General features: G+C 62.6%; 13 protein-coding genes, 1 tRNA gene and 1 pseudogene. 6 read left to right on the top strand and 9 right to left on the bottom strand.

All coding sequences use genetic code 11. The annotated features are described in order from the left end of the window. Positions 1-650 (top strand): biotin/lipoyl-containing protein (locus tag QO034_RS01835; RefSeq protein ID WP_284483789.1); only part of this gene is annotated, 650 nt, incomplete at its 5' end. 127 nt (positions 651-777) lie between these two features. On the opposite strand, the pseudogene QO034_RS01830 reads toward QO034_RS01835, so the two are convergent. The 9 genes and pseudogenes from QO034_RS01830 to QO034_RS01790 all read right to left on the bottom strand — a co-directional run. Continuing rightward, positions 778-1,083: pseudogene (locus QO034_RS01830) on the bottom strand (IS1 family transposase); the annotation flags it as partial. Between the two features lie 192 nt (positions 1,084-1,275). Then, positions 1,276-1,351 (bottom strand) — tRNA-Thr (locus tag QO034_RS01825). A gap of 341 nt (positions 1,352-1,692) precedes the next feature. Then, a complete protein-coding gene (locus tag QO034_RS01820; RefSeq protein WP_284483788.1) occupies positions 1,693-2,850 on the bottom strand; it encodes an acyl-CoA dehydrogenase family protein in 1,158 nt (385 codons plus the stop codon). 74 nt (positions 2,851-2,924) lie between these two features. After that, the gene (locus tag QO034_RS01815; RefSeq protein ID WP_284483787.1) at positions 2,925-4,088 is read right to left on the bottom strand and encodes an ABC transporter substrate-binding protein; all 1,164 of its coding nucleotides are present in this window, start codon (positions 4,086-4,088) and stop codon (positions 2,925-2,927) included. A gap of 30 nt (positions 4,089-4,118) precedes the next feature. Further along, complete coding sequence (locus QO034_RS01810) at positions 4,119-5,948, bottom strand: AMP-dependent synthetase/ligase (RefSeq protein WP_284483786.1); 1,830 nt, start codon at positions 5,946-5,948, stop codon at positions 4,119-4,121. Further along, entirely contained in the window at positions 5,939-6,700 is a 762-nt protein-coding gene (locus QO034_RS01805; protein ID WP_284483785.1) for an ABC transporter ATP-binding protein, read from the bottom strand. The genes QO034_RS01810 and QO034_RS01805 overlap by 10 nt, the downstream gene beginning before the upstream one ends. Positions 6,701-6,839: 139 nt before the next feature. Then, complete coding sequence (locus QO034_RS01800) at positions 6,840-7,610, bottom strand: ABC transporter ATP-binding protein (RefSeq protein WP_284483784.1); 771 nt, start codon at positions 7,608-7,610, stop codon at positions 6,840-6,842. After that, positions 7,607-8,701 carry a branched-chain amino acid ABC transporter permease gene (locus QO034_RS01795; protein ID WP_284483783.1) on the bottom strand — a complete coding sequence of 365 codons (1,095 nt, stop codon included), beginning with the start codon at positions 8,699-8,701 and terminating at the stop codon, positions 7,607-7,609. The genes QO034_RS01800 and QO034_RS01795 overlap by 4 nt, the downstream gene beginning before the upstream one ends. A gap of 4 nt (positions 8,702-8,705) precedes the next feature. Continuing rightward, on the bottom strand, positions 8,706-9,581 hold the full coding sequence (locus tag QO034_RS01790) for a branched-chain amino acid ABC transporter permease (RefSeq protein ID WP_284483782.1): 876 nt from the start codon (positions 9,579-9,581) through the stop codon (positions 8,706-8,708). 140 nt (positions 9,582-9,721) lie between these two features. Between QO034_RS01790 and QO034_RS01785 the strand changes: the two genes are divergently transcribed. The 5 genes from QO034_RS01785 to QO034_RS01765 are packed head-to-tail and all read left to right on the top strand — an operon-like array spanning position 9,722 to position 14,071. Then, positions 9,722-10,342 carry a TetR/AcrR family transcriptional regulator gene (locus QO034_RS01785; RefSeq protein WP_284483781.1) on the top strand — a complete coding sequence of 207 codons (621 nt, stop codon included), beginning with the start codon at positions 9,722-9,724 and terminating at the stop codon, positions 10,340-10,342. A gap of 26 nt (positions 10,343-10,368) precedes the next feature. Beyond that, positions 10,369-11,577, top strand: a complete 1,209-nt coding sequence (locus QO034_RS01780) for an acetyl-CoA C-acetyltransferase (RefSeq protein WP_284483780.1) — start codon at positions 10,369-10,371, stop codon at positions 11,575-11,577. A gap of 20 nt (positions 11,578-11,597) precedes the next feature. After that, the gene (locus tag QO034_RS01775) at positions 11,598-13,745 is read left to right on the top strand and encodes a 3-hydroxyacyl-CoA dehydrogenase NAD-binding domain-containing protein (protein ID WP_284483779.1); all 2,148 of its coding nucleotides are present in this window, start codon (positions 11,598-11,600) and stop codon (positions 13,743-13,745) included. After that, on the top strand, positions 13,742-13,885 hold the full coding sequence (locus tag QO034_RS01770; protein ID WP_284483778.1) for a hypothetical protein: 144 nt from the start codon (positions 13,742-13,744) through the stop codon (positions 13,883-13,885). The genes QO034_RS01775 and QO034_RS01770 overlap by 4 nt, the downstream gene beginning before the upstream one ends. Before the next feature lie 57 nt (positions 13,886-13,942). Next, positions 13,943-14,071, top strand: a complete 129-nt coding sequence (locus QO034_RS01765) for a hypothetical protein (protein ID WP_284483777.1) — start codon at positions 13,943-13,945, stop codon at positions 14,069-14,071. Positions 14,072-14,138: the final 67 nt, after the last annotated feature.

The raw sequence follows: 14,138 nt of genomic DNA, 5'->3' as shown, positions 1-14,138 counted from the left end.
CCGCCAAGGTGCTGAAGGGCGCGGCGCCGAACATGGAACGCCCCGGCAAGCACCTGCCCCCGACCGACCTGGAAGAGGCCCGCGCCAGGGCCAGCGCCGAGATGGAAGGCAAGGAGGTCGACGACGAGGACCTGAACGGCTACCTGATGTATCCCAAGGTGTTTCTCGACTACATGGGCCGGCACCGGATCTACGGCCCGGTCCGCACCCTGCCGACCACCACCTTCTTCTACGGCATGGAACCGGGCGACGAGATCTCGGCCGAAATCGACCCCGGCAAGACGCTGGAAATCCGCATGCAGGCGGTCGGCGAGACCGGCGAGGACGGCGAGGTGAAGGTGTTCTTCGAACTCAACGGCCAGCCCCGCGTGATCCGGGTGCCCGACCGTATGGTCAAGTCCGCTACCGCCCAACGCCCCAAGGCCGACCCGGCCGACCCCCGCCACATCGGCGCGCCGATGCCCGGCGTCGTCGCCACCGTGGCGGTGCAGGCCGGGGCGAAGGTCAGGCAGGGCGACCTCCTGCTGACCATCGAGGCGATGAAGATGGAAACCGGCCTGCACGCCGAACGCGACGCCACCGTCAAGGCCGTCCACGTCCAGCCCGCCAGCCAGATCGACGCAAAAGACCTCCTCATCGAAATGGAATGAACCGCCGCGGCCGGGAATTGTCCGAATGGCTATGTCCGAAAGTGGCTAGGGTCAGGACCCATTGATTTCCGCCTGACGGGGTGATTCACGGTTCGGAAAACGAGCGGTGGGTATGTCTGATCTTTTCCATATCTTGCAGAGTTTCGGAAACGCCAGCGGCCATCGCCAGAGTAACTTTCAGGCTCTTGCGGATGGGAACGAAGTTGTAGTGCACGAAGTATGTCGAAAGCATGTGAAGGTGGTTTTCCAGCTTCTTGCTGAAACCGTTCGTCAGACGAGTGAAGCGGCGCATACCCATGCGCATGGTGAGGTTCTGGCGCTTCACATAGGACGTGCTGATATGCGCTTTATCTGGGCGGCCTTCGACGGTGCGCTTCTTGATCCCGGTGCACTCTGCTGGGGAATACTTGTGCTCAGCGCGCTTGCCTGCGGGATTCGAGGAGGCGTCATTTCGGCCGACACCGGCCGCTTGCGGTGGGGTTACTACGCCCCGAGATCGGCTCTTTCTGCCAATCCTGAGCGCCGCCTGCCCGGATCTCTGAAAATCGAAAGCGCAAACGTCACCTTGCGGCTATGCCGAAGGTGCTGATTACATTAGTAAATTCTCTTGGGTGACGGTGAGGAATGGTGCCGCTGAAGGGACTCGAACCCCCGACCCCATCATTACGAATGACGTGCTCTACCAGCTGAGCTACAGCGGCATTCCTCTCTCGTCGTGGCCCTACCAGTTACTTTGCTCCGTTTGTAAGCGACTGGTTTTGCAAGTCATTCGCGGGCGGATCCGCTACTTGCGAAACAGTTGCTCGACCAGCTGAGCTATTGGGGCCACGCGGATGCTCGTTTAAACGCAACCTGCAGGTCGCGCAAGGCGGAATCAGAGCGGACAGCCGGCCTCATCGTCGCCCCGGCCACTCTTCTGCTGTCTGTCGCCATCGACCGGCCAGCGGGAATCGCTGTCCATGAACGGAAACGCCCTCTCCCGTGCCGTCCGGCTGGTCGTCGCGCGCCTTGGCGAGTGGCAGGGCGCGGCACGGACCCGACATCAGTTCCTCTGCCGCTCGTCCAGGCCGAGGCCTCGGCCGATGATTTCGCGCATGATCTCGGAGGTGCCGGCATAGATGCGGCTGATCCGGGCGTCGCGATAGAGGCGCGAGATCTCGTATTCGTCCATATAGCCCGCTCCGCCGTGCAATTGCAGGCATTCGTCCACCACACGCCCTTCGACCTCGGAGGTGAAGAGCTTGGCTTCCGCCGCCATCTCGGCCGAGAGACGGCCCTGCATGTGTTCGCGCGCGCAGTGGTCGGTCAGCGCCCAGGCGGCGTCCAGCTCCGTGCGCATCGAGGCCATCTTGAAGCGTGAATTCTGGAAGGTGCCGATGGCGCGGCCGAAGGCGCGCCGTTCCATGATGAATGCCATGGTGATGTTGAACGCATGCTCCGCCCGGGCGGCGAAACCGACGGCCCCGATCATCCGCTCTTCGGCGAGATTCATCATCATGGTCTTGAAACCGCCCTTCGGATTGCCAAGCACGTTCTCCCTGGGCACGCGCACATTGTCGAAAAAGAGCTCGGCCGTGTCCTGACTCTCCAGCCCCACCTTCTTGAGGTTCCGGCCTCTGGAAAAACCCGGCGTGTCGGTTTCGACCCAGAACAGCCCGACGTCATGGCTGGCGTCGGGATTGGTCCTGGCGGCGACCAGCACCAGATCGGCGAGGAAGCCGTTGGAGATGTAGGTCTTCGATCCGTTCAGAACCCAGTGATCACCATCCTCGACCGCGCGGGTCTTGATCCCGGCAAGATCCGACCCGCTACCCGGTTCGGTCATCGCAATGGCAAGAATCGTGTCGCCGGACACGGCACCGGGCATGTATTTCTCGCGCTGCGGCTTGTCGGCAGAATTCTGCAGGTAGGGCCCGGCGATGCGATTCTGCAAACCCACGAAAAAGCCCGGTTCGCGCGGCCCGAGTTCTTCACACAGGATCATGTCGTAGCGGAAATCCGTCAGGCCGAGACCGCCGTATGCCTCATCCGCATACATGCAGAGAAACCCTTGTTCCCCGGCGCTTTTCCACACCTCGCGGCTGACACAACCGTTGTCGCGCCAGATCTCGCCGTGGGGAAAGACTTCGGCCTCTGCCCAGGCCCGGACCGATTTCCGGAAAATCTCGTGTTCTTCTTCATAGATGGTGCGGTTCAGCATCCGGACCTCCAGCTGATATGCGTTGTGGTTGGGCCAGGTCGCAGGGCAGCAGGTTGCCGCCCCGCGAGCAGGCATCATTCGATGGTCTGAAGGAGCACCCATGACCCGTTTTCGATCCGGTTGACGAAGACCTCGTCTGCCGCCTCGTGATCCTCGGCGCTGAAGTCGACGTGGTTGCCCGCGATCTTGTCCTCGTAGTCGAGTGTCTCCATCGCCCTGATGAAGCTCTCGCGGGTCAGGTCCGGGCCTGCGGCCTCGAGCGCGGCAACCATGATGCCCGCACCCGCACGCCCCAGAAGTGCGCCGGTGCCGGGATAGTCCTCGCCGGTCGCAGCCTTGTATTGCGCAACCCATTCGGCGACTTCCGGTTCACCCAGGCGCGCCTCGAGATCCTGCCATCCGGCGGCGGAGTAAACGCCGTCCGTCACGCCCTGCGCGGCGAGACCCTTTGCGACAACGGTATGGAACCCGGCGCTTGACAGCATGAACTTCAGGTCATCCATGCCCAACTTGCGCGCGGTGGTGATGGCGTTGATCATCTGCGAGATGCCCAGCGCCATGCCGACCGTATCGCAACCGGAGTCCTTCACCTTGCCGAGCGCGCCGGTGAAATCGCTCTCGTCCGGCTTGTGGCCGATCTCGGCCCCCAGTTCGATATCGCCTGCATCGGCCAGTTCATGCACCGCTGCCTCTATTTCCTTGCCGAAATCCGTGGGCAGGATCATCAGACAGACTTTCCTGGTTCCCTCGTTTTCCTTCATGAAGGCGATGGCCGCTTTGACCGCCGCGTAGTAGCTGGACGTCCCCGCGAACTTCCAAGGCGCGAAAGGCTCGACCATCTGGCGTGCGGCAGTGATGGGGGAGACGTTGGGGACTCCCTGCGGCTCCATCATCTGGAACATGGCAAGGTTCTGCGGCGTGCCGAGGTTCAGCAGCATCGCAAAGACCTCGTCGCGGTTGATCAGCTTGTTCGCGGCCTGCGCGGCCTTGGGCACCTGGTAGCCGTGATCCTCGACAATGTAAGTGATCTTGCGCCCGTGGACGCCGCCATTCGCGTTTACCTGATCGAAATAGGCCTTGGCCGCCGATACGGCAGGCACCGAAAAGGGCGCGAAAATACCCGAAAGGTCATGTGCGCCGCCGATCTTGATTTCGGTATCGGTGACGCCGGGCGTCTGCGCCAGCAGCGGAGAGGCCGCAATGGACGCAGCGATTGTCAGAGATTTCAGAAGTTTCATTTGTTCCTCCCTAATGCGACCCGTGACGGGTCAGTACATCTCGTCGATCAGCGCGGCGTGGCGCTGGTTCACGAAATTCCGTTTCAGCTTCATGGTCGGCGTCAGTTCCTCGTCTTCAGCCGTCAGCAGGATGTCGATCAGCCGGAAATCTTTCAGCTGCTCGACATTGGCGAAGTGCTTGTTGGTGTCGGAGACGACGCTGCCTATCAGTTCCCGCACCTCGCCCGCGCGGGTGAGCGAAGCGAAATCCGAAAAGGGGATCTGCCGGTCCTGGGCAAATTTCTCGACATTTTCCTGGTCGATCATGATCAGGCAGGTCAGGTATCTGCGCCGGTCCCCGATCACCACCGCGTCCGAAATATAGGGGCTGAACTTCAGCTTGCTCTCGATCTCCGCCGGGGTGATGTTCTTGCCCCCGGCGGTGATGATGATGTCCTTGAGACGCCCGGTGATGGTCAGCGCGCCGTCATTGCCGATCCGCCCGACATCGCCGGTGTGCAGCCAGCCGTCGCAGGTAATTGCCTCGGCGGTCTTTTCGGGCTTGTTCCAGTAACCGCCGAAGACGCAAGGCCCGCCGATCATCAGTTCCCCCGTCTCGTCGATCCGCATCTCGACCCCCGGCAGGGCCGGGCCGACTGTGCCGATGAGGTTGTGTTCGACCGTGTTGATCGTGGCGATCCCGGCGGTTTCCGTCATGCCATAACCCTCGATCATCGGTACGCCAAGGGCCGCGAACCAGTGGATCAGGTCGGGCGAAATCGGCGCGGCCCCGGAGGTCACGCGCCGCGCATTGGCAAGCCCGAGCATCCGGCGCAGGTTCGACAGCACGGTGACGTCCGCAATGAAATGCGCCAGCCGCAAGCCGGGCCCCGGCGCCTCTGCACGCGCGTAGCGGTCCCCGATCGCCAATGCCCAGTCAAAGGCCCAAGTCCCGACCCTCCCCGCCTCGGAGCGCAGGATCATCACGCGGGAATAGATTTTCTCCCAGATCCGGGGCACGCCGGAAAAGCTGTTGGGGCTGACCTCCTGCAAGTTGTCGAAGACCGTTTCCGGACTCTCGGCAAAGTTCACGATGCAGCCGTTGGCGATCGGCGCCTCGACCGACACGAGGCGTTCGAGCACGTGGCAGAGCGGCAGGAAGCACAGCAGATTGTCGGTTTCATGGAACTCCAGCACTTCGCGTCCGGCGCGCAGCTGGAAGATCATGTTGCGGTGCGTGATCATCGCGCCCTTCGGCGGCCCCGTGGTTCCGGAAGTGTAGATCAGCATTCGCGGGTCCTCCGGACGTATCGCCTTCATCGCCTCTTCGAACCGTCCCGGTTCGTGCCGCTCCTCGGCCTCGCCCATGGCATAGAGGTCTTCGAGGAACATCACCTGCGGGTCAGAGAAATGGGCCAAACCGTCGCGATCCAGCACGACGACAGTCTCGATCCCCGGCATGTCCGCACGGGCTTCGAGATACTTGTCAAGCTGTTCGTCATTCTCGACGAAGAGCGTCCGCGCGCCGCTGTCGCCGGCCAGGTAGGCCAGTTGGGAGGGGCTGTCGGTGGTGTAGACCCCGGCCGGTATGGCACCGATGGAGGCCGCGCCGAGATCGATGTAGAGCCATTCGCGCCGGTCCTCGGACAGGATCAGAACCGGCTCGCCCTTCTGCACGCCAAGCCGCATCAGGGCGCGGCCAATCTTGCGCGCGCTCTCGTAGTAGTCGCGCCAGGAATAGGCCTGCCATATGCCCAACTCTTTCTGTCTGTGCGCGACGCGGTCACCGTACCGGGCGCAGCGGTCGGCCCAGAGCGAGGTGATTGTCTCGTGCCCGTCAAAGTTGAGATACTCAACGATATCCACGCGGCTCATCTCCATGTCTTGCGCCTTTTCCAGCGTTTCTGATCGCGCTGAGTTTCACCGGATCTGCCGAGATAGAATTCCTGGATGTCCGCCGAGGCGCGCAGCTTTTCGGCCGTGCCCGCCATGACGATCCGTCCCATTTCGAGGACATACCCATGGTGCGCGGTGGCCAGCGCGATATGGGCGTTCTGTTCGACCAGCAGCATCGTCACGCCCTGCTCGGAATTGAGGCGGGCGATGATCCCGAATATCTCCTGTGTCAGCAGCGGCGAGAGACCGAGGGAGGGTTCGTCCAGCATCATCAGCCTGGGCCGCGCCATCAGCCCGCGCCCGATGGCCAGCATCTGCTGCTGCCCGCCGGACAGGAACCCGGCGGATTGGCGGCGGCGTTCCTTTAGGATCGGGAAGTAGGAGTAAACCAGTTCCAGATCGTCGGAGGCGCTGTCTTTGCGTGTATAGGCGCCGAGCTTCAGGTTCTCTTCGATGGTGAGATAGGGAAAGACCTCGCGGCCCTCGGGGACCAGCGAAATGCCCTTCGCCACGACCCGGTCCGGATCGAGCCCCGAGATCGCTTCGCCCATGAAGCTGATGGTCCCCTTCTCGGGGTCCATGAGTCCGGCGATGGTCTTCATCAGCGTCGTCTTCCCGGCGCCGTTGGCACCGAGAATGGCCACGATTTCCCCCTGTTGGACATCGATGGAGACACCGCGCAGGGCCATGATCGCCCCGTAGAAGGTTTCGAGGTTGCGGATGGAAAGGACGCTCATGCGACGGCCTCCGATCCGGATGTCTGGCTTGCAACCTGTCCGGCGCGATGCAACCAGCCCTTGATCACGCCCGGTGCTCCTTCCGGGAAGGCACGCCGGCGAGGTCGGGCGTGGCCTTCGGCGAAGGTTCCGGAGGCTGTCATGCCGCCGCCCCTGTCCCCAGGTAGGCCGCCATGACATCCGGATGGGCCTGCACCTCGGCGGGCGTGCCCATGGCCAGCGTCCGGCCATTGGCAACCGCCATGACGCGATCCGAGACCTGGTTCACGAGGCTCATGTCGTGTTCCACCATCAAAACGGTCAGACCCATGTCGCGGCGCATGTCCTCGATCCAGAAGGCGACATCCCGCGTCTCTTCGACCGAAAGCCCGGAAGCCGGTTCGTCCAGCAGGATCAGCTTGGGTCCGGTTGCCAGCGCCCGCCCGATCTCGACCACCTTTCGGACACCGTAGGGCAGGCCCGCGATCATCTTCTTGCGATAGGCCTCGAGTTCGAGAAACTCGATCACCTGCTCGACCCGGCGCCGGTGCTGGCGCTCCTCGCGCCTGACCTTGGGCAGGAACAATATGTCCTGCACGAAATTCGTCCTGCGATGCGTGTGCCGTCCCATCAGAAGATTGTCGAGCACGGTCGAATGATCGAACAGTTCGATGTTCTGGAAGGTCCGCGCGATCCCCAGCCCCGCGATGTCATGCGCCCTGGATGCGGTAATGTCCTGTCCGTCGAACTGTATACGGCCCAGGGTCGACTGGTAGATGCGGCTGATCAGGTTGAAGATCGTCGACTTGCCGGCACCGTTCGGGCCGATGATGGCAAAGACCTCGCCCTTTTCGACACTGAATGACACTCCGTCGACCGCTTTCACGCCGCCGAAATGGATGGCGAGGTCCTCCACTTCCAGCAGGCTCATTTCATCCGCTCCGTCTTGAGGTAGGATTTCTGGCGGCGGAACATATCGCGCCGGGCGAGCGGAAAGACCTCGAACCAGGTTCGGATCTTCAGCCAGCGGCCATACAGGCCCGTGGGTTCGTAGATGATGAAGCAGATCAGGATCAACGAGAAGATCATCGTGTCGAGGCCGGGGACGCCCGACAGGTCCACGCCGACGGCGACGAGGTTGTCGCGCAGGATCGCGATCAGCTGCGGGACGGCGGTGATCAGGATCGCGCCAAGAAACGCGCCCTGGATGAAGCCGAGGCCCCCGATCGTCACGACGAGCAGCAGGTTTATCGAGATGAAGATAGAGAAGAGTTCGTAGTTGAAGAAGCCGATATAGTGCCCCATCAGCGCCCCTGCCAGGCCGGTTACGCCTGACGACAGACCAAAGGCCAGCGCCCGTGTTCGCGTCACGTTGATACCGAGCGCGCGTGCCGAAACCTCGCTGTCACGAACCGCCAGAAACGATCGTCCGGTGGGCGAACGCATCAGATTGGCGTAGCCCCAGGTCACCAGCGCAACCACGGCGAGGCAGAGCCAGTAGAAATGGTCGAGAGCCGCATACCGGTCGAAGGTGAGTCCGAGGATCGAGATCGAGGGCGCCATGATTCCGCCCACGCCTCCGGTGATCGGCTCCAGCATGATGACGAGTTCTTCGACAATGACGAAGACCGCCAGAGTGGCTATGGCGAGATAGATGCCCGACATACGCACCGCGGGGACGGCGATCAACGCCCCGAAAAGGCCGGTGACGAGCCCGGCCAGAGGGAAACTGACCAGAAAGGGCAGGCCCGTGTTCATCAAAGCCGAGTCCGCATAGGCACCGATGGCCAGGAATGCGGCATGCCCAAGGCTGACCTGTCCGGTATGACCGACCGCCACCATCAGCCCCATTCCGGCCAGTGCCCAGATCAATGTGTTGGTCGCCTCGGCCAAGTAGTAATCCCCGACGAGGAAAGGCAACACGATCATGATGGCCAGAAGGACTGCGATCCTGGCCCGGCTCCGGCCGTGCTCGTGCAGGTCGATGTCCCGGTCGTAGCTGGTCTTGAAAACGACCCGCATCCGCTCAGACTTTTTTCATCTGGATCTGGCTGAACAGGCCGCCGGGACGGGTCACGAGGACGATCAGCATGATGATGTAGGGCGACATCTTGGCCAGCTCGCCCGGCGCATATCGCCCGGCGACCGGTTCGACCACGCCGATGATCAGCCCGCCGACCAGCGCACCCGGCAACGACCCGAGCCCGCCGATCACGGCTGCGGCGAAAGCCTTGATGCCCAGTAGCCCGATGTTCGGATCGATGGCGCCCCGCGTCGCATACAGCACCCCGGCCAAGGTCGCGACAGCACCCGACAACCCCCAGATCAGAGAATTGATCCGCATCACCGGCACCCCGACGATGTAGGCGGCCATCTGGTTCTGCGACGCGGCCTGCGCGGCCAGCCCCACCTTGGTGAAGGCGAAGAAGGCCCAGAGCGCAATGGTCAGCGCCAGCGTCACCCCTATGGTCACAAGGTCGGCGAGAGAGATGACGATGCCGCCGCCCCGCAGGTTCTGTCCGGCAAAGGGAGTTTCCAGCACAAGCGGCGTGAAACCCCAGATCGATCCGGCGATGAAGCGGAAGACGAAGCCGAGCGCGATAGTGAGGATGACAAGCGCGAACTGCGGCTGGCCGAAAATGCGCCGGACAACGATCCGCTCGACCCCCCAGCCAACCCCGAACATAAGGACCATGGCGGCGATCACGGCCAGCCCGAACGGCAGGCCCATCTGGTCAGAGTTGCCAAAGCCGAGAGCAACGAAGGCCCCGAGCATCATCATGTCGCCCTGAGCGAAGTTCACCCCTTCGCTGGCCTTGTAGATCATGACGAAGCCAAGCGCGACAAGGCCGTAGATGCAACCGTTGGCAAGCCCCCCTATGACAAGTTGCAAAAGCTCCATCACGGGAGCCTCGGGCGGCAATTGCCCGTTGCGCAGAAAATCATGCCGTCTCCTCCCCAGCGGCGATGAACGTGGTTGACATGATTTAAACACTTGTGTTCAAATTCAGTCAACAATGATTTTTCAAGAACCTCACCCCCATGAACACCGCCACGCTCCGCATTCATCAGGCCGCCATGCGGCTCTTTGCCGACCAGGGCGGGACGAGCGTTTCCGTCAGCGACGTGGCACGCGAGGCCGGCCTGTCGCGCGGAACGATCTACAACAATCTCGACGAGCCGGCGGATCTTTTCTCTTCTGTCTGCGACACCGTGGCCGAGGAGTTCACGAGTTCGATCCTTCAAGCCACGAAGGACATGCAGGATCCTGCCGAGAAGATTTCGGCCGCTATCCGCCTTTGCGTCCGCAGGGTGCATGAGGAGCCGCACTGGGGCCGGTTCATCGCGCGCTACGCCATGCTCGAACCCCGCCTCGGCAGTTTTTGGGGCACCATGCCCGCGGAAGAATTGCGGCGCGGCCTTGCATCGGGACGCTTCCGCTTTCACCGCGACCAGATCGCCTCGATCACCGCCAGTGCCGGTGGCGCGACTTTTGGCGCCATGACACTGGTCCTGGAAGGACACCGGACCTGGCGGCAAGCCGGAAGCGACACCGCAGAGATAATACTCAGGGGCATCGGCCTTAGCCTGGCCGAGGCCCGGAACATCACCCAGAAAGAGTTGGAACCCCTGCCAAGGATGACCGTGTTCGACGCGGCCTGACGGCAGGATTTCCGGAAAGGAACGACATGGCTGAACCAGCCTTTATCTACGATGCAATCCGCACGCCGCGGTCCAGGGGCAAGGCCGACGGATCGCTGCATGAGGTCAAGCCGATCAACCTGGTGACGACGCTGCTTCAGGAAATGCAGCAGCGTCACGATCTGGATACGGGCCGGGTCGATGACGTCATGCTGGGCTGCGTAGCCCCGGTTATGGAACAGGGCGCGGTCCTTCCGAAGATCGCGCTTCAGAAAGCCGGATGGGACGAAAGCGTTCCCGGAGCACAGGTCAACCGCTTCTGCGCCTCCGGCCTCGACACGTTCAACACGGCGGCCGCCAAGGTGGCGTCGGGCTGGGAGGAACTCGTCTGCGCAGGTGGCTACGAATCCATGTCGCGTGTCCCCATGGGCGCCGATGGCGGACCTTTCGCCGAGGATCCCGAGACCGCGATCAAGACCGGTTTCGTTCCGCAGGGGATCGGCGCAGACCTTATCGCGACATTGGAAGGCTGGAGCCGCGACGATGTCGATGCTTTTGCGCTGGAAAGCCAGAAGCGCGCCGCCCATGCCCGCGACAGTGGCTGGTTCGACCGCTCGGTCGTCCCCGTCAAGGACGAAAATGGTATCACCATCCTACGGCGCGACGACTTCATCAAGCCGGACACCGACATGCAGAAGCTGGGCGCGTTGAAGGCGAGCTTCGAAATGCCCGGCGCGTTGGGCTTCGACGCCGTCGCCCTGTCAAAATACCCCCAGGTCGAGCGGATCAATCACGTCCACACGCCCGGCAACTCCTCCGGCATCGTGGACGGCGCGTCGCTTGTCATGGTGGGCAGCGAGAAAGCCGGCAGGGATATCGGCCTCGACCCACGCGGCCGCGTCCTGTCGATCGCCCTGACCGCGACCGAGCCGACCATCATGCTGACCGGCCCCGGACCGGCCTCGAAAAAGGCGCTGGCCAAGGCGGGGCTCACCATCGACGACATCGACCTGATCGAAATCAACGAAGCCTTTGCCTCTGTCGCCCTGCGCCTTCAGCGTGACCTGAACGTGCCCGGCGAAAAGCTGAACGTGGTCGGCGGTGCCATCGCCATGGGCCACCCTCTTGGCGCAACGGGTGGCTGTCTTGTCTCGACGATGCTGGACGAGCTGGAGCGCCGGACTCTCAAGCGCGCGCTGATCTGCATGTGCGTCGGCGGCGGCATGGGCATCGCGTCCATCATCGAGCGCGTGTGACGGACCGGGAGGAGGTTCCAATGGAAGATTTCATCTATGAGAAAGACGCCGACTGCATCGTCACCGTGACGATGGACATGCAGGGTCAGAACGCCAACACGATGAACGGGCGGTTCGAGCCGGGCATGCGCGCAGTCTGCGACAGGCTGGAGGCCGAAGAGAGGCTGACCGGCGTCATCTTTGCCTCGGTCAAGTCGACGTTCTTCGCCGGTGGCGACCTGAACAACATTCTCGCGACCGAAGTCGCGGACGAAGCCTTGTTCAATCTGATCGAAGCCAGCAAGTCGACATACCGCCGTCTGGAAAAGCTGCCCGTACCGGTCGTCGCCGCGATCAATGGGGCGGCGCTTGGCGGAGGGTATGAGCTTTGCCTGTCATGCAATCACCGCATCGTTCTGAACAGTCCGAAAGCCGTCGTGGGCCTGCCCGAAGTGACGCTCGGCCTGCTGCCCGGCGCAGGCGGCGTGGTGCGTCTGACGGCGCTGCTCGGTTTCGAAAGGGCCATGCCCTATCTGCTGGAAGGCAAACAGGCCCGGCCGGAGGAGGCGCTCGAAATCGGGATGGTCAATGAGATCGTAGAGACGCAGGACGACCTGATCCCCGCCGCCAGGGCCTGGATCAAAGCGAACCCAGGAGCTTCGGTTCAACCTTGGGACCGGAAAGGCTTCCGCTATCCGGGCGGCGATGCAAATCACCCCAAGATACGTCAAATGGTTCAGGTCTCCTCCGCGATGCTCTACAAGAAGACACGTGGAAGACTCCCGGCACCCGAGAGAATCCTCGACGTGGCCGTGAACTCCATGCGGATGGATTTCGATGCGGCGCTGCGGATGGAGACGCGGCGCTTTATCGGCCTGATGGCGTCGAAACAGGCCAAGGCGGCGATCAGCACCTTCTTCTTCGGCATGCAGGCAATCAAGTCCGGCAAGGTTCGTCCCGTGGGCGACCATTGGAAAGCCGGCTCCGCCGCGGTGCTTGGCGCGGGCATGATGGGGTCGGGTATCGCCTACGCCCATGCCAGCCGGGGCTTGCCGACGCGGCTCAAGGACACCGATACGGCCAATGCCGAGAAGGGCAGGCGATACTCGGAAACGCTCTGCGACAAGGCCATCAAGCGGGGCCGAATGGATGACTCCGCCAAAGCCGCCTTGCTGGACCAGATCGTCCCGGCGACCGACAACGCCGCCCCCGGCAGCCTCGACATCGTGATCGAGGCGGTGTTCGAGGATATCGACCTCAAGGAAAAGGTCATAGCCGACACCTGGCCGATGCTGTCCGAAGAGGGGATCTACGGCTCCAACACGTCGACCCTTCCGATTTCCATCCTCGCCGAGGCATGCCCTGATCCGACCCGTTTCATCGGGCTGCACTTCTTCAGCCCGGTCGAAAAGATGAAGGTGGTCGAGATCATCATGGGCGGCAAGACCTCGAAGGATACACTGCGAAAGGCCTACGATTACGTTCAGCAGATCGGCTACATGCCGATCGTGGTGAACGATTCGCGCGGATTCTTCACCTCCCGTGTATTCGGGACCTTCATGGACGAAGGCTGCCAGTTGCTGGTCGACGGCATGGTCCCGGCCGCCATCGAGCGCGCGTCGTGGCTGGCCGGCATGCCGGTCGGACCGCTTCAGGTCTTTGACGAAGTGTCTCTGATCCTCGGCCAGAAAGTCCGCAAGACGCATGCGGCGCTGGACGAACGGCTTGGTGTCGACAGCAAGTTCGGCCGCCACAACACCGCCACGGCCGAGGTCATCGACAAGATGATCGAGATGGGCCGCGGGGGACGCCAGTACGGTGGCGGCTTCTACGACTACGACAGCGACGGAAGGCGGACTCTCTGGCCCGATCTCGGACAGTTCGCGCGCGGCAATGCCGGGGCATCGCTCGACGACGCAGTCGACCGGATCCTCTACCGGCATGCCATCGAGACGCTGCGCTGTCTCGACGAAGGCGTTTTGAACACCGAGGTGGAAGCGAACCTCGGCGGCATCTTCGCCATCGGCTTCCCGGCCTGGACCGGTGGAGCGATCCAGTTCATCCGAGGCGAGGGCATCGACCATTTCGCCGCCCGCGCGAAACGGTTGGCTGAGCAGTATGGCGACCGTTTCGCCGTTCCGGATTCGATCTATGACCGGTTGCGCGACAGCGCGGCCAAGGCGGCATGAGCGGGCCGCTCGCCGGATTCAAGGTTGTCGAGATGCAGGGAATTGGACCTGACCCGCTGGAGGGCCAGTTCCTTGCCAATCTCGGCGCTGAGGTGACGGTGGTCATCCGCGCTTCTGTCCCGCCGACCCGGCGGATGTGAACAGCCTCGGCAAGGTAGATGTCCCGATCGAGGGGGTCCGCCCCGCCGACAAGGACCGTGGAACAGGACATCAACAATCTCGGCCTGACCGGCTTCCTGAACGCTTTCAGGCTCTCCGACGCAGCGCCCCCGCCGCTCCTGAACATCTGCGCAGACCACGGCGGCGGCACGGATTCTGAGTTGTGACTATCGCGATGCAGCTTCTGTCGCATGGAAATGAACCCGACGGACAGACATGGTTCTCTTTGGCCCT

Origin of the sequence: Sedimentitalea xiamensis, from assembly GCF_030164465.1 — a bacterium.
Lineage (GTDB): Bacteria > Pseudomonadota > Alphaproteobacteria > Rhodobacterales > Rhodobacteraceae > Sedimentitalea > Sedimentitalea xiamensis.
This window is presented reverse-complemented; position numbering and strand designations above follow the sequence as displayed.